Raw genomic sequence first — 19,921 nt, 5'->3', positions numbered from 1 at the left:
GCGGGGCTCGGGCGAGCGCCGGGGCGTGGCCTCCTCGGCGCTCGCCCGAGCCACGTCAGGCGGCCGTCATCCGCTGAGCTGCCTGCGGTCGCTCCTCGCGCCGCCGGTGATCTGGATGCGGCGCGGCTTGGCCTGCTCGGCCACCGGGATGCGGAGGGTCAGCACGCCTGCCTCGTAGGACGCGTCGATACGGTCCGTGTCGAGGGTCTCGCCGAGGAAGAGCTGGCGGGTGAAGGTGCCGGCCGGACGCTCGGCGACGATCAGCTCGGCGCCCTCGGGGGCGGGGGAACGGCGCTCGGCGCGCACGTTGAGGACGTTGCGTTCGACGTCCAGTTCGATGGTCTCCGGGTCGATGCCCGGGAGGTCGAAGTGGACGAGGAACTCGTCTCCGGACCGATAGGCGTCCATCGCCATCGCCGCGGGGTGGTGATCGGTGCCGGTACCCGTACCGGGACCGAAGAACTGCTGGGCGAGTCGGTCGAATTCACGGAACGGGTCGGTACGCATGAGCATCACGGGTCACTCCTTCCAGAGAATGTGGGGTGCGATGCCTCACGTCTTCTTATATATACCGAGCGAGGAAAGTTGACAAGCCTCGACTCATGTTCGTGGTGTCGCCGGGTCCACGGTTAGCCTCGGGGCGACCGATGCCGACCGACGAGAAGGCAGGCAGACATGGCGAAGGTTCCCAGCGCGGTGATCGCCGCGGGCGGGCTGGTCGGCGGGTACGGCGTGGCCCGGTGGACGAGGAAGCGGCCGCTGGGCGGGGCCGTCCTGGCCGTCGCGGGAGCCGCGGCCGCGCAGCAGTGGCGGCAGCAGGCGGGCGGGAAGGCGGCAGGGGCACTGACCGCCGCGTACGTCGCCGCCTTCGCGGGGTCGCATCCGCTGGCGAAGAAGGTGGGCGCCTGGCCGTCGGTGTTCGGCGTCGCGGGCGCGGTCGCCCTCGCGTCGTGGGCGGTCGCCGACCGGCGAGGCTGAGGCAGGAGCGCCGGGCGGCCGGGAAGCGCGGGCCGGGAAACGGGCCGGGGAGCGGGCCGGGAAACGGGCCGGGAAACGGGCCGGGGAGCCTACCGGCCCAGTGCCGACCGCAGCGTCACCCCGTGCCGGCGGCGCAGGCGCCCCACCTCCCACACCGACAGCAGCGTCACCGACAGCGGGCCGCCCACCAGGAAGCCGTAGAGGACGAGGGGCGGGGCGGCCACCTCGGGGTCGTCCAACAGGCCCAGGCCGAACAGCGACCAGACCAGCAGCGGCGAGATCAGCGCCGGCAGCAGGTCGTGGACGTCGCCGAGGCGGAAGCAGGAGTTGAAGGCGTACACCAGGGCCAGCACGGTCACGGGGATCGCGAGAGCAGCGCGGCGGCTCCCCCGCTCCCTTCCCCCGACCGGAACGCCCGCCGATACCCCTGGGGGCTGGTGCCGACCACCTTGCGGAAGCGTTCGCGGAAGGCCGTCGGGGAGCCGAAACCCGCTTGGGTGGCGATGCGTTCCACCGGGTACGCCGTCGACTCCAGCAGGTACTGCGCGCGCCGCACCCGCGCCCGGTGCAGCCAGCGCAGCGGTGTCGTGCCGGTCTGTTCGCGGAAGCGACGGTTGAGGGTACGGGTGCTCATGCCGGCCCGCCCGGCGATCTGCTCCAGGGTCAGCTCCCGGCCGCAGTGGTCCTCCAGCCAGGCCAGCACGGGTTCGAGCGACGCCCCGGCAGGCGTGGGCGGCAGCTCGTGGACGATGAACTGGGCCTGGCCGCCCTCCCGTTCGAGCGGCATGACCGACATCCGGGCCGCCTGTGCGGCGACCGCCGAGCCGTAGTCGGCGCGGATCATGTGCAGGCACATGTCGAGGGCCGCGGCGGCGCCCGCCGAGGTCAGGAACTGGCCGTTGTCGACGTAGAGGACGTTCGGGTCGACCGTCACCTTCGGGTAGCGCTCGGCCAGTTCCCGCGCCGCGATCCAGTGCGTCGTCGCGCGCATCCCGTCCAGCAGGCCGGTCGCGGCGAGCAGGAACGCGCCGACGCAGACCGAGGCGATCCGGGTGCCGCTCGCCGCCGCGTCCCGCAGGGCCTCCGTGACGTCGATCGGCAGCTCGTCGGGCGGGTTCGCGACCCCGGGCAGGATGATCGTGTCCGCTTCCGCGAGCGCCTCGAGCCCGTGCGGCGCCCGCACGGTGAACGCCCCCGCGCTCGCCTCCCCGGAGGGCGACGGCGAGCAGACCCTGACCCGGTACGCCGGACGCCCGTCGGGCAGCCGCGGCCGGCCGAAGGCGTCGATCGGTGCGGACAGATCGAACGGGACGACCCCGTCCAGGACCAGTACGGCGACGGTGTGCATGGCAAGAGCGTAGGTGTGCGACGGATTACGGCCATCGCGGCCCCCTGATCACGGGTCGCTGATTCCCGCCGACACCTGGACGGCGGGGTGCCGTGCGGGCGGGGAACGGCCGGGTGCGCGGTGGCGAGAATCCGTCGGCCTCTGGCATTTCCGCCGCTTCCACGGGCCGCGTGCGCCGCCTAGCGTCGGTGCGTGACCAAGTTCCTCCTCGCCGTGCACGTGCTCGCCGCGATCGTCGCCATCGGGCCCGTCACCGTAGCCGCCAGCATGTTCCCGCCCGCCGCGCGCCGCGCCCTGGCCGCGCCCGACGACGCCCGCGCGAGCGAGACCGTACGGCTGCTGCACCGCATCTGCCAGGTGTACGCGGCCGTCGGGCTCGCCGTCCCCGTCTTCGGGTTCGCCACGGCGGGCGCCATGGGCGTGATGGGCGACCCCTGGCTGATCGCGTCGATCGTGCTGACCGTGCTGGCCGCGGGTGTGCTGCTGGTCCTCGTGCTGCCCGGGCAGGAGGTGCTCGTCGAGGCAACGGGGGCGGGCGAGGAGGCGGTGGCGGGAGCGGGCGAGGGTGCGGGGGCGGAGGTCGCCGCAAGCACCGGCACCAGCACCAGCGCCGGCTCCGGCTCCGGCTCCGGCACGGACACCGGCACCGTCCCCGGCTCCACCACCCACACCGGCACCGGCACCGGCACCGGCACCGGCTCCAGGGAGGCGACCGTTCGGCTGGCCATGGTCACCGGGATCTTCAACCTGCTGTGGGCGACCGTGACGATCCTGATGATCGTCAGGCCCGGGTCGACGACAGGCGCGTAGCCGGTCAGGTCGTCGATATCGGCCCGGCCTCCGGCGGAGCCGGGCCGAGCGGGGGACCGGCCGGGAGGGCCCGGGCATCAGGGCCCGGCGGCAAGGCGCCGTCGGCAGGGCCCGGGCGGCGGGGGCCGGGCAGCAGAGCCGGTCTCCGGGCCCGGGCACCCGCGTGGGGCGGCCGACCGCGCCGTCAGGCGGTGGCGTTCCGCGGGCCGCCCGGCGTCGGCCCGCCCGGCGTCGCCGCCTCGCGCGCCTTCGTCGTCGCCGCCGTCAACGGCCGGGCGATGTCCTCCAGGGAGCGTCGCTCGGCGTTGACCGCCAGGAACACCGCCACCAGACCGGCCGCGCACATCAGGGCCGCGCCGATGCAGAAGGCGAGGACCGTGTCGCCGACCTTGCCCGTGTCGGTGAGCTCGGCGAACAGCAGCGGGCCGCTGATGCCGCCGGCCGCGGTGCCGAGGGCGTAGAAGAAGGCGATGGACATCGCGCGGGTCTCCATCGGGAAGACCTCGGACACCGTCAGGTAGGCGCTCGACGCGCCCGCCGAGGCGAAGAACAGCACCGCGCACCAGCAGGCCGTCATCGTCGTCGCGTCCAGCGCGCCCTGGTCGAACAGCCAGGCCGTGCCGAACAGCAGGACACCGGAGAGCAGATAGGTGGAGGAGATCATCACCCGTCGGCCGACCGTGTCGAACAGCTTGCCCAGCAGCAGCGGACCGCAGAAGTTGCCGATGGCGATGACGGCGAAGTAGTAGCCGGTGTGGCCGCTCGGCACGTCGAAGAACTTGGTCAGGATCGCGCCGAAGCCGAAGGTGATCGCGTTGTAGAGGAAGGCCTGCCCGATGAACAGGGAGAAGCCGAGGACCGCGCGCCGCCGGTAGGACGAGAAGACCGTGCGGGCGATCTCGACGAAGGAGACGCTGCGGCGCTGGTGGATGGTGAGCTCGCCCTCGGCCCGCGGCAGCCGCTCCCCGTTCTCCTCCTCGATCTGCTGTTCGATCGAGCTGACGATCTGCTCGGCCTCCCGGTCCCGGCCGTGGATCAGCAGCCAGCGCGGACTCTCCGGGACGTGCCGCCGTACGAGCAGGATCACCAGGGCGAGGACGGCGCCCAGCGCGAACGTCAGCCGCCAGCCCACGTCCGCCGCGAAGATGTCCGTGTTCAGGGCGACGATCGACAGCAGCGAACCGGCGACCGCGCCGAGCCAGAAGCTGCCGTTGATGATCAGGTCGACGCGGCCCCGGTACTGCGCGGGGATCAGCTCGTCGATCGCGGAGTTGATGGCCGCGTACTCGCCGCCGATGCCGAAACCGGTGAGGAACCGGAAGAGCAGGAACCACCAGGTGTCGAAGGAGATCGCGGTCAGGGCGGTGGCCGCCAGATACACCGCGAGGGTGATCATGAACAGCTTCTTGCGGCCCCACTTGTCGGTCAGCCGGCCCCAGAACAGGGCCCCGAGACAGGCGCCCGCCACGTACAGCGCGGCGGCGATACCCGTGACCTGCCCGGAGGTGATGGGCAGGCCGCTTCCCGGTTCGGACAGGCGGCTCGCGATGTTCCCGACGACCGTGACCTCCAGGCCGTCCAGGATCCACACGGTGCCGAGTCCGAAGACGATGGTCCAGTGCCAGCGCGACCAGGGCAGCCGGTCGAGGCGGGCGGGGATGTCGGTGGTGATCGTCCGGCCGGACTCCGCCGGCACGGCGGCTTCTGCGCTGGTCATGGGCTCCCTCCTCGGCACGCTCCCCATCGGGCGGCACGCGGATCAGGTTCCCCCGGCCGACGGCTTCACGCCCCGAGCGCGCGCGCCACCGTGTAGATCAGCAACCCGGCCAGCGAACCCACCACCGTGCCGTTGATCCGGATGAACTGGAGGTCGCGGCCGATGTTGGCCTCGATCTTGCGCGTCGTGTGCTCCGCGTCCCAGCCCGCGACCGTGTCGGTGATCAGGGAGGTGATCTCCTTCCGGTAGGTCGTCACCACGTGCACCGCCGCGCCCTCGACCCAGCCGTCCACCTTCTGCTGGACCTTGCGCTCGGTGGCCATCCGGGCCCCCAGGGACAGGAGCGAGGCCCGCACCCGCAGCCGCAGCTCGCTGCGCTCGTCCTCCGCCGCCGCGACGATCATGGAGCGGACGGCGGTCCAGGCGGACGCGATGAGGTCCTGGACCTCGCCCCGGCCCAGCACCTCGCCCTTGAGCCGCTCCACCCGCGCCCGCGTGTCCGTGTCGGACTGCAGGTCGGAGGCGAAGTCGGTGAGGAACCGGTCCAGGGCGCCCCGGGCCGGGTGGGACGGCATGTCCCGCATCTCCCCGCAGAACCGCAGCAGTTCCTTGTAGACGCGCTCGCCGATCCGCTTGTCGACGAAACGGGGGGTCCAGCCGGGCGCGCCGCCCTCCACCGCGCCCATCACCGAGTCGCTGTGCAGCAGCAGCCAGTCGTACGCCCGGGTCACCACCAGGTCCACGGCCCGCCGGTGACCGCCGTCCGCGACGACCTTCTCCAGCATCTTGCCGATGCCCGGCGCGATCTCCTGCGCGTCCGCGCGCCGGGTGATCGCCTCCCCCACCACCGCCTGCACGTCCGAGTCGCGCAGCACCGTCAGCGCGCCCCGCAGCGCCGTCGCCAGCTCGGCCGTCACCCGGTCGGCGTGCTCCGGATCGGCCAGCCAGGCGCCCAGCCGGGTGGCGATGCCGACCGCGCGCAGCCGCTGCCGTACGACGTCCTCGGAGAGGAAGTTCTCCCCGACGAACTCACCCAGCGAGACGCCCAGTTGGTCCTTCTTGTTCGGGATGATCGCGGTGTGCGGGATGGGCAGGCCCAGCGGGTGGCGGAACAGCGCCGTGACCGCGAACCAGTCGGCGAGCGCACCGACCATGCCCGCCTCCGCGGCGGCCGCGACATAGCCCGCCCAGGGACCCGCGCCCCGGTGGGAGGCCCACTCGGCGAGGACGTACACCACGGCCACGAACAGCAGCAGCCCGGCCGCGGTGAGCTTCATCCGGCGCACCCCGCGCCGTTTCTCCTCGTCGGCGGCGCTGAAGACGGTCATCGTGCGCGCCGCCTTGACGCCGGCCGGCTGCTCCGTTTCCGTACGATCCATCCGTTCCATCCGTTCCGGTCGACGCCCCGTGCCACCCGTGTCCCGCACGCAGATATTGTCCCTGCTTGACCGACTCCCGGAACGGAACAAGAGTTCCCGGCGTCTGTCAGGTGGGGAGCTCGACGGTGAACTCCTGCGTGAACGCATCACCCGCACGACCCGGAGCCGCACCGCTCCCCTCACCGAGGAGAACCCCCGCATGACCAGGCGACATGGTGCCCTCCTGTCGGCGATCATCGCCCTCGTCGTGGGCCTTTCCGCCGCCATATACGTCTCCGCCGCCTCCGACCACGGTCCCGGGCTCGGCCCCGGGGCCGTCACCCGCGCCGCCGCACCCGGCAGCGCCGCCCCCGTCTCCACGGGCGTCTGGGTCGGCGCCTGGGCCGCCGCCCCGGTAGGCGGCGAACCGGGCACCGCGGCCGACGGCACCGCGGGCCGCACGGTCCGCAACGTCGTACACACCGGCGTCGGCGGGACGAGTGCCCGCGTCACGCTCTCCAATCTCCACGGCACCGGCCCGCTCACCGTGACACACGCCACCCTCGCCGTCGCGGCGGGCGACGGGAGCGCGGCGGCGGTGCCCGACACGCTGCGCCGGCTCACCTTCGGCGGCGCCACCACCGTCGTCGTCCCGGCCGGCGGACAGACGGTCAGCGACGCCGTGACCGTCGTCGTCCCGCACGACTCCGACGTCCTGGTCAGCACCTACACCCCCACCTCCGCCGGGCCGGTCACCTACCACCCGCACGCCCGGCAGGCCAACTACGTCGCCGAGGGCGAGTCCACCGAGGACGTCACCGGCGCCGCGTTCACCGGGGCCGGCGAGTACTGGCGCTACCTGACCGCCCTCGACGTGCTCAGCAACGAGGCCGACGGCACCCTCGTCGCCCTCGGCGACTCCATCACCGACGGCGTCACCTCCACCCCGGGCGCGAACCGCCGCTGGCCCGACGTCCTCGCCGGCCGGCTGCGGGCGAGCGCCGCCGCCGACGGGGACACGCCCCGCTACGGCGTCGTCAACGAGGGCATCAGCGGCAACCGGGTCCTCTCCGACGACTCCCGCCGCGGCGCCTCCGCGCTCCACCGCTTCGAACGGGACGTCCTCGGCCGCCCGAACGTCAAGGCCGTCGTCATCGACCTCGGCATCAACGACATCCTGCGCGACCCGGGACTCGCCGACCCGCAGGCGATCGTGGACGGCCTGCGCACCCTCGTCGAGCGCGCCCACGCCCACGGCATCAGGGTCGTCGGCACCACCCTCACCCCGTTCCGCGGCCACCGCGGCTACGACGACGGCCGCGAGGGCGTACGGCAGCGGATCAACCAGGTGATCCGGGCGGGCACGGTGTTCGACACGGTCGTCGACATGGACCGGGCGCTGCGCGACCCGTACGACCCGCGCAGCCTGCGCCCGGAGTACGACTCGGGCGACCATCTGCACCCCAGCGACCGCGGCTACCGCACGATGGCGCAGGCCCTCGACCTGGGGAAACTGGCAGGGGCGGCGCCCGCCCGGCTGTGACGGCCGCCCGGCCGCACGGCGGACTCAGTCCTCGTAGCGGCGCTCCCGCCGGTCCTCCCGGGCCCTGGCGGCGTGGCCCCGGCCGTGGCCGGGTCCATGCCCGCGCGGGACGTCGTCGTGGCCCTCCGGCATCGGGCGGCCGCTCTCCCCGGCGTCCTCCCGGGACGACGCACGCAGCTCACGCTTCGCCGCTCTGCGGTCCAGCTTCTCCTGCCGCCGCGCGGCCCGCGTCTTCTTGCGCTCGACGCCCACCCCGCCCCAGAAGGCGAACCCGCCGACGACCACCCGCGGCGCGCCCGGATCACCCGGCACCCCGGTCTCCCGCTGGTCGAAGCCGCCCATCACGCCGATGCCGCGGACCACGACCTCGACCCCCGGCGGCACGGTGATCTGCACCCCGCCCATGATCGCGACACAGTTGATCTCGACCTCGCCGGCGGCGAAGTCCGCCTCACGCAGGTCGATCTCCCCGCCGCCCCAGAAGGCGAAGCAGGTGAACCGCCGGGGGACCGTCCAGCGGCCCCTGCGCTGGAAGCCGGACAGCACCGCCACCGCCCAGGTCGACGAACCCTCGCCGCCCACGATCCGCCCGGCCCAACTCCCCTCGGCCGCCGGCTCCTTGTGCAGCGACACGACGGCGGGAGGCGTGACCCCGGCGACCGGCAGATCCCGGGTGATCGGCGCCAACTCCCCGTACGTGCGCGCCTTGTACGTCTCCTCCAGCCGCTCCTCGAACTCCGTCATGTCGAGCCGGCCCTCCGCGAGGGCGTCCCGCAGGACCTCGGCGACCCGCTCACGATCGGCGTCGGAGGCACGGAGATCCGGCAGGCCCGGGGCTGCGTCGTCGGTCATATCAGCAGCCTACGAGTTCCCGGGCCCCGGCACTACGGTCTCCGCGGCGCGCTCCCGGTCCGGCGGGGACCCGGGGGCGTCGCCCGTCGCGTACAGCATCTTCGCGATCACGGCCTCGATGTCCGGCTCCCGCACCGACAGGTCCACCAGCGGGTACTCCGCCGCGATCCGGGCCACGAGCGGAGCCGCCGACTCCGACGCCGGGAACGCCAGCCACTGCCGCGGCCCGTCCACCTTCACCACCCGCGCCGCCTCCCCCACCTCGACCGGCGGCAGCTCCCGTTCCAGGTCCACCACCAGCGTCCGCTCGCTCGCCCCCACCTCGTGCAGCCCGGCCGGCGCACCGTCGTAGACCAACCGGCCGTGGTCGATGACCATCACCCGGGAGCAGAGCTGCTCGATGTCCTGGAGGTCGTGCGTGGTGAGCAGCACCGTCGTGCCGCGCTCGGTGTTCAGCTCCCGCAGGAACTCCCGCACCCGCGCCTTGGAGACCACGTCCAGGCCGATCGTCGGCTCGTCCAGGTAGAGCACCTCGGGATCGTGCAGCAGCGCCGCGGCGATGTCCCCGCGCATCCGCTGGCCCAGCGACAGCTGACGCACCGGCACCTCCAGCAGCGGCGACAGATCCAGGAGTTCGACCAGCCGGTCGAGGTTCTCCCGGTAACGGCCGTCCGGGATCCGGTACATGCGGTGCATCAGCCGGTAGGAGTCGATCAGCGGCAGGTCCCACCACAACGTCGTACGCTGCCCGAACACCACCCCGATGCGATGCGCCAGCCGCGTCCGCTCCCGGGACGGGTCGATCCCGGCGACCCGCAGCCGGCCCCCGCTCGGTGTCAGGATCCCGGTCAGCATCTTGATCGTCGTCGACTTCCCCGCACCGTTCGGCCCGATGTAGCCGACCATCTCACCGCGCGCCACGGTGAACGAGAGCGCGTCCACCGCCCGCACCCGCCGCAGCTCCCGCTTCAGGAAACCGGTCCGCCTGCGCACGTCGAAGACCTTCTCGACCCGGTCCACCTCGATGAACGCGCTCTCCGACACCCTCGCACCCTCCGACACGGTCACCCTCAACTCCCCGTACTCCGATACGTCCGCAGCCCCGCCCGCCACGCCAGCCCCGCCACCGCACAGCACGCCACCGCCACCACCGGCGGAGCGAACGCCGCCCACTCCGGCAGCCCCAACGGATACGGCCGCCCCAGCACATGCGCCGCCGGCACCCAGTTGACGAACGCCAGCGGCAGCACGAACGTCACCCCGCGCACCAGCTCCGTGCCGAACACCGTCGGCGGATACTGCAACAGTGTCTGGCCGCCGTACGTGAACGCGGCCTGCACCTCGGACGCGTCCTGCGCCACGAACTGGAACGCCGCGCCCGCCACGAACACCGCCGAGAAGATCATCCCGCCGCACACCAGCATCACCGGCACCAGCGCCACGTCCACCGGCGTCCAGGCCACGTCCAGCGCGACGCACGCGTAGCCCAGCACCAGGGCGCCCTGGATCAGCCGGGCCACCCGGCGCAGCGCGAACCGGTCCGCGGCGACCTGGGCCAGGACCGGCGCGGGCCGCACCAGCAGCGTGTCGAGCGTGCCGTCCCGCACCCGCGAGCCCAGCCGGCCCGCCGAGCCGATCGACAGATCCGCGAGCCCGAACGACGTCGCCGACAACCCGTAGAGGAAGGCGACCTCCGGCAGCGCGTAGCCGCCCAGCACGTCCACCTGCGAGAACATCAGCAAGATCGCGACAAAGTCCAGCCCGGTCACCAGCAGACCACCGACCACCGTCAGCACGAACGACACCCGGTAGGCCAGCGTCGACCGGATCCACATCCCGGCGATCAGCCGGTAGGCCCGCAGCCCCTCCGCCGCCCGGCCGCCCTCACCCACCCTGCACCACCACCCGCCGCGTCGCCGCACCCTGCACCAGCCGGCCCACCGCCAGCAGCACCACCGCCCAGCAGGCCTGGAAGGCGAACGCGTACAGCGGATGCGTCCGCCCCATCAGCACGTCGGCCGGCATCTGCAGCAGCGCCGACCACGGCAGCAGCACCACGATGTCACCGAGCGGCCGGGGAAACGCGTTGAGCGGCAGCGCCATCCCCGAGAAGAACATCCCGGTGACCATCAGCACCTGCACCGCACCCGTGCCGTCCATCAGCCAGAACCCGCTCAACGCCACCAGGAACCGGATGCCGTAACTGACCACCATCGCCAGCACGATCGTCACCGCGAAGGCCAGCCAGGTCACCGGATCGTGGGGCAACGCCGTCGGAAAGAACAGCGCGCCGAAGACGAACGGCACCACCCCGCGACCCAGCAGCTGGAACGACGCCCGGCCCAGGTCGCCCGCCAGCCACCACACCTGGAGATCGGCCGGCCGGTACAGATCGACGGCGACCTCACCCGTGCGGATCCGCTCCATCAACTCCGTCTCGAAACCGCCGCCCTGGATCGCGAGCGTCGCGAACAGCGCCTGCCCCAGCCACACATAGGTGACGGCCTGCGCCTGGTCATAGCCCCCCAGGTGCGGTCGCTCGTCCCACAACGCGAGATAGGTGTAGACGAGGATCAGGCCGAAAACGGTGTTGGTGAACACCCCCGCGGCCGTGGCCACCCGATACGTCGCGTACCTTCGGAAACCCCCCGCCGCGACGGTCGCGTACAACCGCGCCGATCCCAAGGCAACCGTCCTCCTCGCCCACTAGTCACCCTTGGTGCCCGCTTCGGCACCGAAGCGCAGGAGCCTAGTGCGCCGCTCCGGCCACGTGCCACGCGTTTTCCGGGCACGACGTGTGACCGAACGCGCGCCGATTGTCGGGAACGGAACGCTGGGTGCGAGAGTCTTCAACAGGGGACGCAGAAGGCGTACGAGGCTTACGAGGCGTACGGGAACGTACGACGCGAAACAGGAGTCCAGCAACACATGAGTGACGAGCCACAGCCGCAGCAGCCCACCGAGGGCTCGGCACCCGGAGCCCCCGAGGCGGGTGACGGAGGAAGTGGCGAGGAAGGCAAGAAGATGAAGCGACCCAAGCGCACCGGACTGCGCCGGCTCCTGCCCACCTGGCGGATGGTGCTCGGCACGTTCGTCCTCGGCGTGCTGGTCCTCGGCGGGCTCTTCGTCCTCGGCTACTCCATGGTCAAGATCCCGCCGGCCAACGCGCTCGCCACCAAGCAGTCCAACGTCTACCTCTACGCCGACGGCACCGAGATCGCCCGCGACGGCACCGTCAACCGCGAGAACGTCGACCTCTCCCAGATCTCCAAGGACGCCCAGCACGCCGTCCTCGCCGCCGAGGACCGCGACTTCTACACCGAGTCCGCCATCGACCCCAAGGCGATGCTCCGGGCCGGCTGGAACACCGCCACCGGCAAGGGCAAGCAGTCCGGCTCCACGATCACCCAGCAGTACGTGAAGAACTACTACCTCGCGCAGGAACAGACCGTCACCCGCAAGGTGAAGGAGTTCTTCATCTCCATCAAGCTGGACCGCGAGACCTCCAAGGACGACATCCTCGAGGGCTACCTCAACACCAGCTACTTCGGCCGCAACGCCTACGGCATGCAGGCCGCCGCCAAGGCCTACTTCGGCATCGAGGCCGCCAAGCTCACCCCCGCCCAGGGCGCCTACCTCGCCGCCCTGGTCAACGCGCCCAGCGAGTACGACATCATCGCCCACCCCGAGAACAAGGCCGCCGCCGAGGCCCGCTGGAACTACGTCCTCGACGGCATGGTCACCAAGGGCTGGCTCGGCGAGACCGCGCGCACCGGCATGAAGTTCCCCGCCGTCAAGGAGACCTCCGGCGCCGACACCGGCATGTCCGGACAGCGCGGCTACCTCGTCAACGCGATCAAGGACTACCTGCGCGACAACAAGATCGTCACGCAGGACGAGCTCGACGCCGGCGGCTACCGCATCACCACCACGATCGAGAAGAAGAAGCAGAACGCCTTCGTCGACGCCGTCAACGACAAGCTGATGAAGAAGCTCGACAAGAAGAACCGCAAGGTCGACACCTACGTCCGCGCGGGCGGCGCCGCCGTCGAACCCAAGACCGGCAAGGTCCTCGCCCTGTACGGCGGCATCGACTACGTCAAGCAGTACACGAACAACGCCACCCGCCAGGACTTCCAGGTCGGCTCCACCTTCAAGCCCTTCGTCTTCACCTCGGCCGTCGAGAACGGCTCCGAGACCCAGGACGGCCGCCAGATCACCCCCAGCACGATCTACGACGGCACCAACAAGCGCCCCATCCAGGGCTGGTCCGGCGGCACCTACGCCCCCGAGAACGAGGACTACGTCAACTACGGCAACATCGACGTCCGCACCGCCACCGACAAGTCGGTGAACTCGGTGTACGCGCAGATGGCCGTCGACGTCGGCCCCGCCAAGGTCAAGCAGACCGCCATCGAGCTCGGCCTGCCCACGGACACCCCCGACCTGCAGCCCTACCCCTCCATCGCCCTCGGCACGGCCAACGCCAGCGTCCTGGACATGGCGGAGGCCTACGCCACCCTCGCCAACCACGGCAAGCACGGCACGTACACCCTGATCGAGAAGGTCACCAAGGACGGCTCCGACGTGGTGGACCTGCCCGAGCAGAAGTCCTCCCAGGTGGTCAGCCGCGAGGCCGCCGACACCACCACCTCGGTCCTGCGCAGCGTCGTCCAGAACGGCACCGCCACCGCGGCCCTCGCCGCCGACCGGCCCGCCGCCGGCAAGACCGGCACCGCCGAGGAGGACACCGCCGCCTGGTTCGCCGGCTACACGCCCGACCTCGCCACCGTGGTCGCGGTCATGGGCCAGGACCCGCAGACCGCCGCCCACAAGTCCCTCAAGGGCGCCATGGGCCTGCCCCGCATCAATGGCGGCGGCGCGCCCACCGAGATCTGGGCCCAGTTCACCAAGAACGCCCTCAAGGGCGAACCGGCCAGGGACTTCAACCTCCAGATCCAGGAGGGCGGCGAGCAGTCCGCCTACCCCTCGTCCCCGCCCTCCGAGGACGAGCCCAGCGACGACGAGACCGACGGCAGCACGCCGGACGCCGGCGACACCAAGGGCCAGACGCAGGGCCAGACCCAGGGGCAGACGAACGGCGGCACCACGACCGGCGGCACCACCGGAAGCACCACCTCCGGCACCACCGACGGCGGTACGACCAGCGGCAACACCTCGACCGGCACCACCGACGGCGGCACGTCGAGCAACGGAACGACCTCGGGCACCAGCTCCGGCACGACCGACGGCGGCACATCCACCGGCAGCACCGACGGCACGAGCGGAGACACCGGCACCACGACGGGCACGACGACCGGCCCCCAGCTCACGGCCACGGGCTGGGACTGACGCGAACGGCCTCGGCCGACGCGGACCGACGTCGGCCGAGGCGCACCGGCGCCCTCAGTGACCGCTGGTCGCCTTGAGGCCCACCACGGCGACCAGCAGCAGGCACACGAAGAAGATCCGGGCGGCGGTCGCCGGCTCCCCCAGCACCACCATGCCGACCACCGCCGCCCCCGCGGCCCCGATCCCGACCCATACGCCATAGGCGGTACCGATGGGCAGGGAGCGTGCGGCGTACGACAGCAGCAGCATGCTGGCGACGATGCCGGCGCCGGTGAACAGACTCGGGACGAGCCGGGTGAACCCGTCCGTGTACTTCATCCCGACCGACCAGCCGACTTCCAGCAGACCGGCGACGACGAGCAGAACCCAGGCCATGGGAGACACCTCCGAGACGCGAACGCGAACGCACTGACACAGCGATGCGTCGTCTTTTCCTGCGCTCCGCAGGCACTCCTGTCCGCGGCATCCCGGTACGGCGCGTCTCGTCGGGCTCCTTCCCAACGTAGCAAAGAAACGACAAAAGGGCTGGTGACCATGGTCACCAGCCCTTTTCGCCCACTACTTCAGAGGTACAGGCCGGTCGAGTCCTCCGAGCCCTCGAACCGGTCGGCCGCCACGGCGTGCAGATCGCGCTCCCGCATCAGCACGTACGCGACGCCCCGCACCTCGACCTCCGCACGGTCCTCGGGGTCGTACAGCACCCGGTCCCCCGGCTCCACGGTCCGCACGTTCTGCCCCACGGCGACCACCTGGGCCCATGCCAGCCGGCGACCGACGGCCGCGGTGGCGGGAATCAGAATGCCGCCACCCGAACGCCGCTCGCCCTCGCCGGTCTCCTGCTTCACGAGCACGCGGTCGTGCAGCATCCGGATGGGCAGCTTGTCGTGCGTGGTACTCAGATCGTCTCTCTTGGCGCTCACACCACTGAACCTACCCCGCGCGGATGCCCGGGGAGCGCAGGGGATCAGCCCCTGCGGCGCCGCCCGCTGAACGCGAGCAGCCCCACCACGCCGACGACCACGAGCGCCACCGGCACGACCCGCTCCAGCCGGGGCGCGCCCTCCTCGTTCACGAACTGCGCCCGCACCTCGCTCACGGCACGGTTGACCTGGACGTAGGCCTTCCCGAGCGTGTGATCGACGTTGGCGACGACCTTGGCTTTCGCGTCCCCGACGATGGTCTTCGGATGCACCCGCACCCCGATCTCGTCCAGCGTCTCCGCCAGCACCTCGCGGCGGGCCCTGATGTCCGCCTCGATCTGCGCCGGGGTTCTGGTGTCCGACGTCTCCGCCACGGTAAGGCCTCCGAAGTCAGCTGTGTCTTGTTCTGGACAGTCTGTCAGCTCTGCCCGCCGCCGCACTGTCAGGACCCCCGGTTACGCTGGCCAGATGAGCGAGCGACTCCAGCCCGGGGACGTGGCCCCCGCCTTCACCCTCCCCGACGCCGACGGCAACCAGGTGTCCCTGTCGGACCACAAGGGCCGCAAGGTCATCGTCTACTTCTACCCGGCCGCGCTTACCCCCGGCTGCACGAAGCAGGCCTGCGACTTCACGGACAACCTGGAACTGCTGACCGGCGCCGGGTACGACGTCATCGGCATCTCCCCCGACAGCCCCGAGAAGCTGGGCAGGTTCCGCGAGAAGGAGTCCCTGAAGGTCACCCTCCTGGCCGACCCCGAGAAGACCGTCACCGAGGCCTACGCGGCGTACGGCGAGAAGAAGAACTACGGCAAGACCTACATGGGCGTCATCCGCTCCACGATCGTGGTCGACGAGGAGGGCAAGGTCGAACGGGCCCTCTACAACGTCCGCGCCACCGGCCACGTCGCCAAGATCATCAAGGATCTGGGCATCTGAGAGCCCTCCTCCCGTCACCGAGCGGCCCGCGCCCGGGAATCCCCGGCGCGGGCCGCTCCTCCCTTTCGGGCGTGTCGATCACATCGACGGGGACGGGAGCGACGGCCGCCGGGAGAACCCGCGTTGTCGTGTCCTGACTGCCACGCCGTCACCGGAACCTGATGCGGAGGGGGCGGACGCGGAGCGACCCGGCCCAGTAAAGTAGGCCGCAGCACTGGCGCCCGTACGCCAAGGGCTGAGCGGCAACTTTTAGGTAGTTGTGTCTGTCGGTTCGAATCCGACCGGGCGTACAGAAAGAACAGGCCCTGCACCTTCGATTCGGAGGTGCAGGGCCTGGGTCTTTGGTTCAGCCCAGCAACTCCCGCACCACCGGCACGAGTCCCCGGAACGCCTTGCCGCGGTGGCTGATCGCGTTCTTCTCGGCCGGCGTCAGCTCCGCGCAGGTGCGGGTCTCGCCGTCGGGCTGGAGGATCGGGTCGTAGCCGAAGCCGTTGGTGCCGGTCGGGGTGTGGCGGAGGGTGCCGGTGAGGCGGCCCTCGACGACGCGTTCCGTGCCGTCCGGGAGGGCCAGGGCCGCGGCGCAGGCGAAGTGGGCGCCCCGGTGCTCCTCGGCGATGTCCGAGAGCTGGGCCAGGAGCAGGTCCAGGTTGGCCCGGTCGTCGCCGTGCTTGCCCGCCCAGCGGGCCGAGAAGATGCCCGGGGCGCCGTTCAGGACGTCGACGCAGAGGCCCGAGTCGTCGGCGACCGCCGGATGGCCCGTCGCCCGGGCGAGGGCGTGGGCCTTCAGGAGGGCGTTCTCGGCGAAGGTGACGCCGGTCTCCCTGACATCGGGGATGTCGGGGTAGGCGTCCGCGCCGACGAGGTCGTGGGGCAGACCTGCGTCGGCGAGGATCGACCTCAGTTCGGTGATCTTTCCGGCGTTGCGGGTGGCGAGGATCAGGCGGGTCATGCGCCCAGTATCCCCAGTGGCGCCGCCCGGGCGCCGCCGGGTGCTACGGGGTGCAGACCTTCGTCAGTTCGCCCGCCGCGTCGGTGACGGGGCTGAGGTCGGGGGTGTTGTCGCCGTTCTCGACGGCCGTGCGGACGTTGGCGACGGCGGTCTGGAGGTCGTCGACCGCCTTGTTGACGTCGGCGTTGTCCGTCTTGTCGCCTATCTTGTCGAGGTTGTTCTCGATGGAGGTCAGCGACTCCTCGGTCTGCGTGGGGTCGTTCGCGGCGTTCTCCACGGCCTGCTGGAGGTCGGTGACGCTGTCGGCGATGGAGTCGGCGGTCTGGACGCAGTCCAGGGCCTTGTTGACTGCGTCGCAGCCGGTCGCCGTCAGTCCCACGGTGAGGGCGACGGCCGCCGTGGCGGCGGCTATGACGGTTCGGCGACGCCGCAGTGGGCGTCGGCTCGCGGCCGTGGACATCAGTGTGTTCCTCCCCTTGCCAGGCCCAGGAGGCCCCCGTCGGTGTACTGGCCAAGACGCCGGGGCGGGCGGGCCGGTTGCTCGGGCCCGCCGCCTGTCTTGGTGTTCCCTTTACTTTCCGAGGACGGTATCAAGTGCCGTGCGCTGCAGGACAGTCAGTTCCGTGCAGCCCAGAACGGCCAGGTCCAGCAGGGAGTTGAGTTCCTCGCGGGCGAACGGATCGGCCTCGGCGGTGCCCTGGACCTCGACGAAGCGGCCGTCGCCGGTGCAGACGACGTTCATGTCGGTCTCGGCGCGGACGTCCTCCTCGTAGCGGAGGTCGAGGAGCGGGACTCCCCCGACGATGCCGACCGAGACGGCGGACACGGTTCCCGTGAGGGGTTGGCGGCCGGCCTTGACGAGCTTCTTGCCCTGGGCCCAGGTGATGGCGTCCGCCAGGGCGACGTACGCGCCGGTGATGGCCGCCGTGCGGGTGCCGCCGTCGGCCTGGAGGACGTCGCAGTCGAGGACGATCGTGTTCTCGCCGAGCGCCTTGTAGTCGATCACCGCGCGCAGGGAGCGGCCGATGAGGCGGGAGATCTCGTGGGTGCGGCCGCCGATCTTGCCGCGGACGGACTCGCGGTCGCCGCGGGTGTTGGTGGCGCGGGGGAGCATGGAGTACTCCGCGGTGACCCAGCCCTCGCCGCTGCCCTTGCGCCAGCGGGGGACGCCTTCGGTGACGGAGGCGGTGCAGAAGACCTTCGTGTCGCCGAAGGAGACGAGGACGGAGCCCTCGGCGTGCTTGCTCCAGCCACGTTCGATGGTGACGGGGCGGAGCTGTTCGGGGGTGCGGCCGTCGATTCGAGACATGGCGCTGAGCCTAGCCGCACCTGCGCAAGGGGCTCCTCCCACGGTGGTGGGAGGAGCCCCTCAGGAGTGAGCGCGAAGGCTCACATCATGTCTTCGATCTCCGCGGCGATGGGGTCGGCGTCGGTGCCGATGACGACCTGGATCGCGGTGCCCATCTTGACGACGCCGTGGGCGCCGGCGGCCTTCAGGGCGGCTTCGTCCACGAGCGAGGGGTCGTTGACCTCGGTGCGCAGCCGGGTGATGCAGCCTTCGATCTCTTCGATGTTGTCGAGGCCGCCGAGTCCGGCGACGATCTTCTCAGCCTTGGTGGCCATGTTCCGTCTCCCTGAATTCCCTGATGCGACCCGCGATGTGCACCGCTTTGTCGCAGTAACCCACAGTTGGCCCAGCTTCGCGAGCGATTGTGCCGGGTGTACCGAAGGATGACGTCAGTGATGACGTCGCAGCAACCCAATCGTCCGTAGCTGGTCTACACCACCTGACAGGCGGTCGCCAAACGATGAGTGCCGAGAGCGCCGAGACCCAGGTCAGTCCCGCACGCCGGCGCCGGCAGGCCGCATTCCAGGGTCTGCAGAAGATGGGGCGCAGTCTCCAGCTGCCGATCGCGGTGCTGCCGGCCGCGGGCATCCTCAACAGGCTCGGCCAGCCTGACGTGTTCGGGGACGACGGGCTCGGCTGGACCGATGTGGCGAAGGTGATGGCGGGTGCGGGCGCGGCGCTGCTCGACGGTTCCCTCGGGCTGCCGCTGCTGTTCTGCATCGGTGTGGCCATCGGCATGGCGAAGAAGTCGGACGGGTCGACGGCGCTGGCGGCGGTCGCGGGGTTCCTCGTCTACTACAACGTGCTGCGGCAGTTCCCGGAGGACTGCGGGCCGGGTTCGAAGGTGATCCCGAACATCGGATGCCAGGCGACCGACAACACGGTGGGGGCCTTCACCTACCAGAACCCGGGGGTCTTCGGCGGGATCGTGATGGGTCTGCTGACGGCGTTCTTCTGGCAGCGGTACCACCGCACGAAGCTGGTGGACTGGCTCGGGTTCTTCAACGGGCGGCGGCTGGTGCCGATCATCATGGCGTTCGTCGCGATCGCGTTCGCCGCGCTGTGCCTGTGGGTCTGGCCGCCGATCGGTGACGCCCTGGAGAGCTTCAGCGACTGGCTGGACGGGCTGGACGCGTGGGGTGCGGGCATCTTCGGCGTGGCGAACCGGGCGTTGCTGGTGATCGGGCTGCACCAGTTCCTGAACGTGCCCATCTGGTTCCAGTTCGGCAGCTACACGAAGCCGGACGGCACGGTGGTGCACGGCGACATCAACATGTTCCTGGCCGGCGACCCGGACGCGGGGCAGTTCACCTCGGGCTTCTTCCCGATCATGATGTTCGCGCTGCCCGCGGCGGCACTGGCGATCACGCACTGTGCCAGGCCGGGCCGCCGCAAGGAGGTCGGCGGTCTGATGCTGTCCGTGGCGCTGACGTCGTTCGTGACCGGTATCACCGAGCCGATCGAGTACTCGTTCCTGTTCGTCGCGCCGCTGCTGTACGCGCTGCACGCGGTGCTGACGGGGGCGTCGATGGCGGTGACGTGGGGGCTGGGCGTGCACGACGGTTTCAGTTTCTCGGCCGGGCTCATCGACTACGTCATCAACTGGAACCTGGCGACCCGGCCCTGGGGGATCATCCCGATCGGCCTGTGCTTCGCCGTCGTCTACTACGCGATCTTCCGCTTCGCGATCACGAAGTTCGATCTGAAGACCCCCGGCCGGGAGCCGGAGGAGGAGCTGGAGGACGTCACGAAGGCGTGAGGAAGGCCTGCGGCGGCCTCCCGCCGCACGACCCCAGGGCCCTCGGAACTC

Annotated in this window: 22 protein-coding genes and 1 tRNA gene; 7 read left to right on the top strand and 16 right to left on the bottom strand. The window is 71.1% G+C overall.

What is annotated here, in order from left to right; genetic code table 11:
* Positions 1-66: 66 nt before the first annotated feature.
* Positions 67-513 (bottom strand): Hsp20/alpha crystallin family protein, encoded by a 447-nt coding sequence (locus J2X68_RS26300; RefSeq protein ID WP_310435044.1) that lies wholly within the window; start codon positions 511-513, stop codon positions 67-69.
* A gap of 162 nt (positions 514-675) precedes the next feature.
* Here J2X68_RS26300 and J2X68_RS26295 point away from each other — a divergent pair, with 162 nt between their 5' ends.
* Complete coding sequence (locus J2X68_RS26295) at positions 676-978, top strand: hypothetical protein (RefSeq protein ID WP_310435043.1); 303 nt, start codon at positions 676-678, stop codon at positions 976-978.
* 89 nt (positions 979-1,067) lie between these two features.
* On the opposite strand, the gene J2X68_RS26290 is transcribed toward J2X68_RS26295, so the two are convergent.
* The gene (locus J2X68_RS26290) at positions 1,068-1,337 is read right to left on the bottom strand and encodes a hypothetical protein (protein ID WP_310435042.1); all 270 of its coding nucleotides are present in this window, start codon (positions 1,335-1,337) and stop codon (positions 1,068-1,070) included.
* Positions 1,334-2,326 carry a helix-turn-helix domain-containing protein gene (locus tag J2X68_RS26285; RefSeq protein WP_310435041.1) on the bottom strand — a complete coding sequence of 331 codons (993 nt, stop codon included), beginning with the start codon at positions 2,324-2,326 and terminating at the stop codon, positions 1,334-1,336. The genes J2X68_RS26290 and J2X68_RS26285 overlap by 4 nt, the downstream gene beginning before the upstream one ends.
* 192 nt (positions 2,327-2,518) lie before the next feature.
* Here J2X68_RS26285 and J2X68_RS26280 point away from each other — a divergent pair, with 192 nt between their 5' ends.
* Positions 2,519-3,136: a protease gene (locus tag J2X68_RS26280; protein ID WP_310435040.1), complete on the top strand. Its 618-nt coding sequence runs from the start codon at positions 2,519-2,521 to the stop codon at positions 3,134-3,136.
* 184 nt (positions 3,137-3,320) lie between these two features.
* On the opposite strand, the gene J2X68_RS26275 is transcribed toward J2X68_RS26280, so the two are convergent.
* A complete protein-coding gene (locus tag J2X68_RS26275; RefSeq protein WP_310435039.1) occupies positions 3,321-4,853 on the bottom strand; it encodes an MFS transporter in 1,533 nt (510 codons plus the stop codon).
* Positions 4,854-4,918: 65 nt separating this feature from the next.
* On the bottom strand, positions 4,919-6,241 hold the full coding sequence (locus J2X68_RS26270; RefSeq protein ID WP_310435038.1) for a DUF445 domain-containing protein: 1,323 nt from the start codon (positions 6,239-6,241) through the stop codon (positions 4,919-4,921).
* Between the two features lie 190 nt (positions 6,242-6,431).
* Here J2X68_RS26270 and J2X68_RS26265 point away from each other — a divergent pair, with 190 nt between their 5' ends.
* Positions 6,432-7,754 carry an SGNH/GDSL hydrolase family protein gene (locus J2X68_RS26265; RefSeq protein ID WP_310435037.1) on the top strand — a complete coding sequence of 441 codons (1,323 nt, stop codon included), beginning with the start codon at positions 6,432-6,434 and terminating at the stop codon, positions 7,752-7,754.
* Between the two features lie 24 nt (positions 7,755-7,778).
* Here the strand turns inward: J2X68_RS26265 and J2X68_RS26260 are convergent, their stop codons facing one another.
* Genes J2X68_RS26260 through J2X68_RS26245 form a run of 4 tightly spaced genes read right to left on the bottom strand, consistent with a single transcriptional unit; the run spans position 7,779 to position 11,291 of the window.
* Entirely contained in the window at positions 7,779-8,606 is an 828-nt protein-coding gene (locus J2X68_RS26260; RefSeq protein ID WP_310435036.1) for a DUF1707 domain-containing protein, read from the bottom strand.
* Positions 8,607-8,615: 9 nt separating this feature from the next.
* On the bottom strand, positions 8,616-9,674 hold the full coding sequence (locus tag J2X68_RS26255; protein ID WP_399040862.1) for an ATP-binding cassette domain-containing protein: 1,059 nt from the start codon (positions 9,672-9,674) through the stop codon (positions 8,616-8,618).
* A gap of 2 nt (positions 9,675-9,676) precedes the next feature.
* Positions 9,677-10,441 (bottom strand): ABC transporter permease, encoded by a 765-nt coding sequence (locus tag J2X68_RS26250; protein ID WP_310435151.1) that lies wholly within the window; start codon positions 10,439-10,441, stop codon positions 9,677-9,679.
* Between the two features lie 49 nt (positions 10,442-10,490).
* Complete coding sequence (locus tag J2X68_RS26245; RefSeq protein WP_310435035.1) at positions 10,491-11,291, bottom strand: ABC-2 family transporter protein; 801 nt, start codon at positions 11,289-11,291, stop codon at positions 10,491-10,493.
* 243 nt (positions 11,292-11,534) lie between these two features.
* On the opposite strand from J2X68_RS26245, the gene J2X68_RS26240 reads away from it, so the two are divergent.
* The gene (locus J2X68_RS26240; protein WP_310435034.1) at positions 11,535-13,958 is read left to right on the top strand and encodes a transglycosylase domain-containing protein; all 2,424 of its coding nucleotides are present in this window, start codon (positions 11,535-11,537) and stop codon (positions 13,956-13,958) included.
* A 54-nt stretch (positions 13,959-14,012) separates the two neighbouring features.
* Here the strand turns inward: J2X68_RS26240 and J2X68_RS26235 are convergent, their stop codons facing one another.
* The 3 genes from J2X68_RS26235 to J2X68_RS26225 form a co-directional block, all read right to left on the bottom strand.
* On the bottom strand, positions 14,013-14,333 hold the full coding sequence (locus J2X68_RS26235; protein WP_015660107.1) for a multidrug efflux SMR transporter: 321 nt from the start codon (positions 14,331-14,333) through the stop codon (positions 14,013-14,015).
* A gap of 188 nt (positions 14,334-14,521) precedes the next feature.
* Entirely contained in the window at positions 14,522-14,824 is a 303-nt protein-coding gene (locus tag J2X68_RS26230; RefSeq protein WP_372481747.1) for a co-chaperone GroES, read from the bottom strand.
* Between the two features lie 98 nt (positions 14,825-14,922).
* Complete coding sequence (locus J2X68_RS26225; RefSeq protein ID WP_310435033.1) at positions 14,923-15,252, bottom strand: DUF3618 domain-containing protein; 330 nt, start codon at positions 15,250-15,252, stop codon at positions 14,923-14,925.
* Between the two features lie 94 nt (positions 15,253-15,346).
* On the opposite strand from J2X68_RS26225, the gene bcp reads away from it, so the two are divergent.
* Complete coding sequence (gene bcp, locus J2X68_RS26220) at positions 15,347-15,814, top strand: thioredoxin-dependent thiol peroxidase (protein ID WP_310435032.1); 468 nt, start codon at positions 15,347-15,349, stop codon at positions 15,812-15,814.
* 217 nt (positions 15,815-16,031) lie between these two features.
* Positions 16,032-16,104, top strand: a tRNA-Leu gene (locus J2X68_RS26215).
* 56 nt (positions 16,105-16,160) lie between these two features.
* Here the strand turns inward: J2X68_RS26215 and rdgB are convergent.
* The 4 genes from rdgB to J2X68_RS26195 all read right to left on the bottom strand — a co-directional run bounded on the left by rdgB (position 16,161) and on the right by J2X68_RS26195 (position 18,386).
* On the bottom strand, positions 16,161-16,763 hold the full coding sequence (gene rdgB, locus J2X68_RS26210) for an RdgB/HAM1 family non-canonical purine NTP pyrophosphatase (protein WP_310435031.1): 603 nt from the start codon (positions 16,761-16,763) through the stop codon (positions 16,161-16,163).
* Between the two features lie 43 nt (positions 16,764-16,806).
* Positions 16,807-17,223, bottom strand: coding sequence for a hypothetical protein (locus J2X68_RS26205; protein WP_310435030.1), 417 nt, complete (start codon positions 17,221-17,223; stop codon positions 16,807-16,809).
* Positions 17,224-17,334: 111 nt separating this feature from the next.
* The gene (gene rph / locus J2X68_RS26200; protein WP_310435029.1) at positions 17,335-18,072 is read right to left on the bottom strand and encodes a ribonuclease PH; all 738 of its coding nucleotides are present in this window, start codon (positions 18,070-18,072) and stop codon (positions 17,335-17,337) included.
* An 80-nt stretch (positions 18,073-18,152) separates the two neighbouring features.
* A complete protein-coding gene (locus J2X68_RS26195) occupies positions 18,153-18,386 on the bottom strand; it encodes a glucose PTS transporter subunit EIIB (protein WP_009298733.1) in 234 nt (77 codons plus the stop codon).
* A gap of 185 nt (positions 18,387-18,571) precedes the next feature.
* Here J2X68_RS26195 and J2X68_RS26190 point away from each other — a divergent pair, with 185 nt between their 5' ends.
* The gene (locus J2X68_RS26190; protein WP_310435028.1) at positions 18,572-19,870 is read left to right on the top strand and encodes a PTS transporter subunit EIIC; all 1,299 of its coding nucleotides are present in this window, start codon (positions 18,572-18,574) and stop codon (positions 19,868-19,870) included.
* Positions 19,871-19,921: the final 51 nt, after the last annotated feature.

This window comes from Streptomyces sp. 3330 (genome assembly GCF_031456635.1).
Classification (GTDB): domain Bacteria; phylum Actinomycetota; class Actinomycetes; order Streptomycetales; family Streptomycetaceae; genus Streptomyces.
Note: the sequence above shows the minus strand (reverse complement) of the source record. Positions and strands in the feature narration are given on the sequence as shown.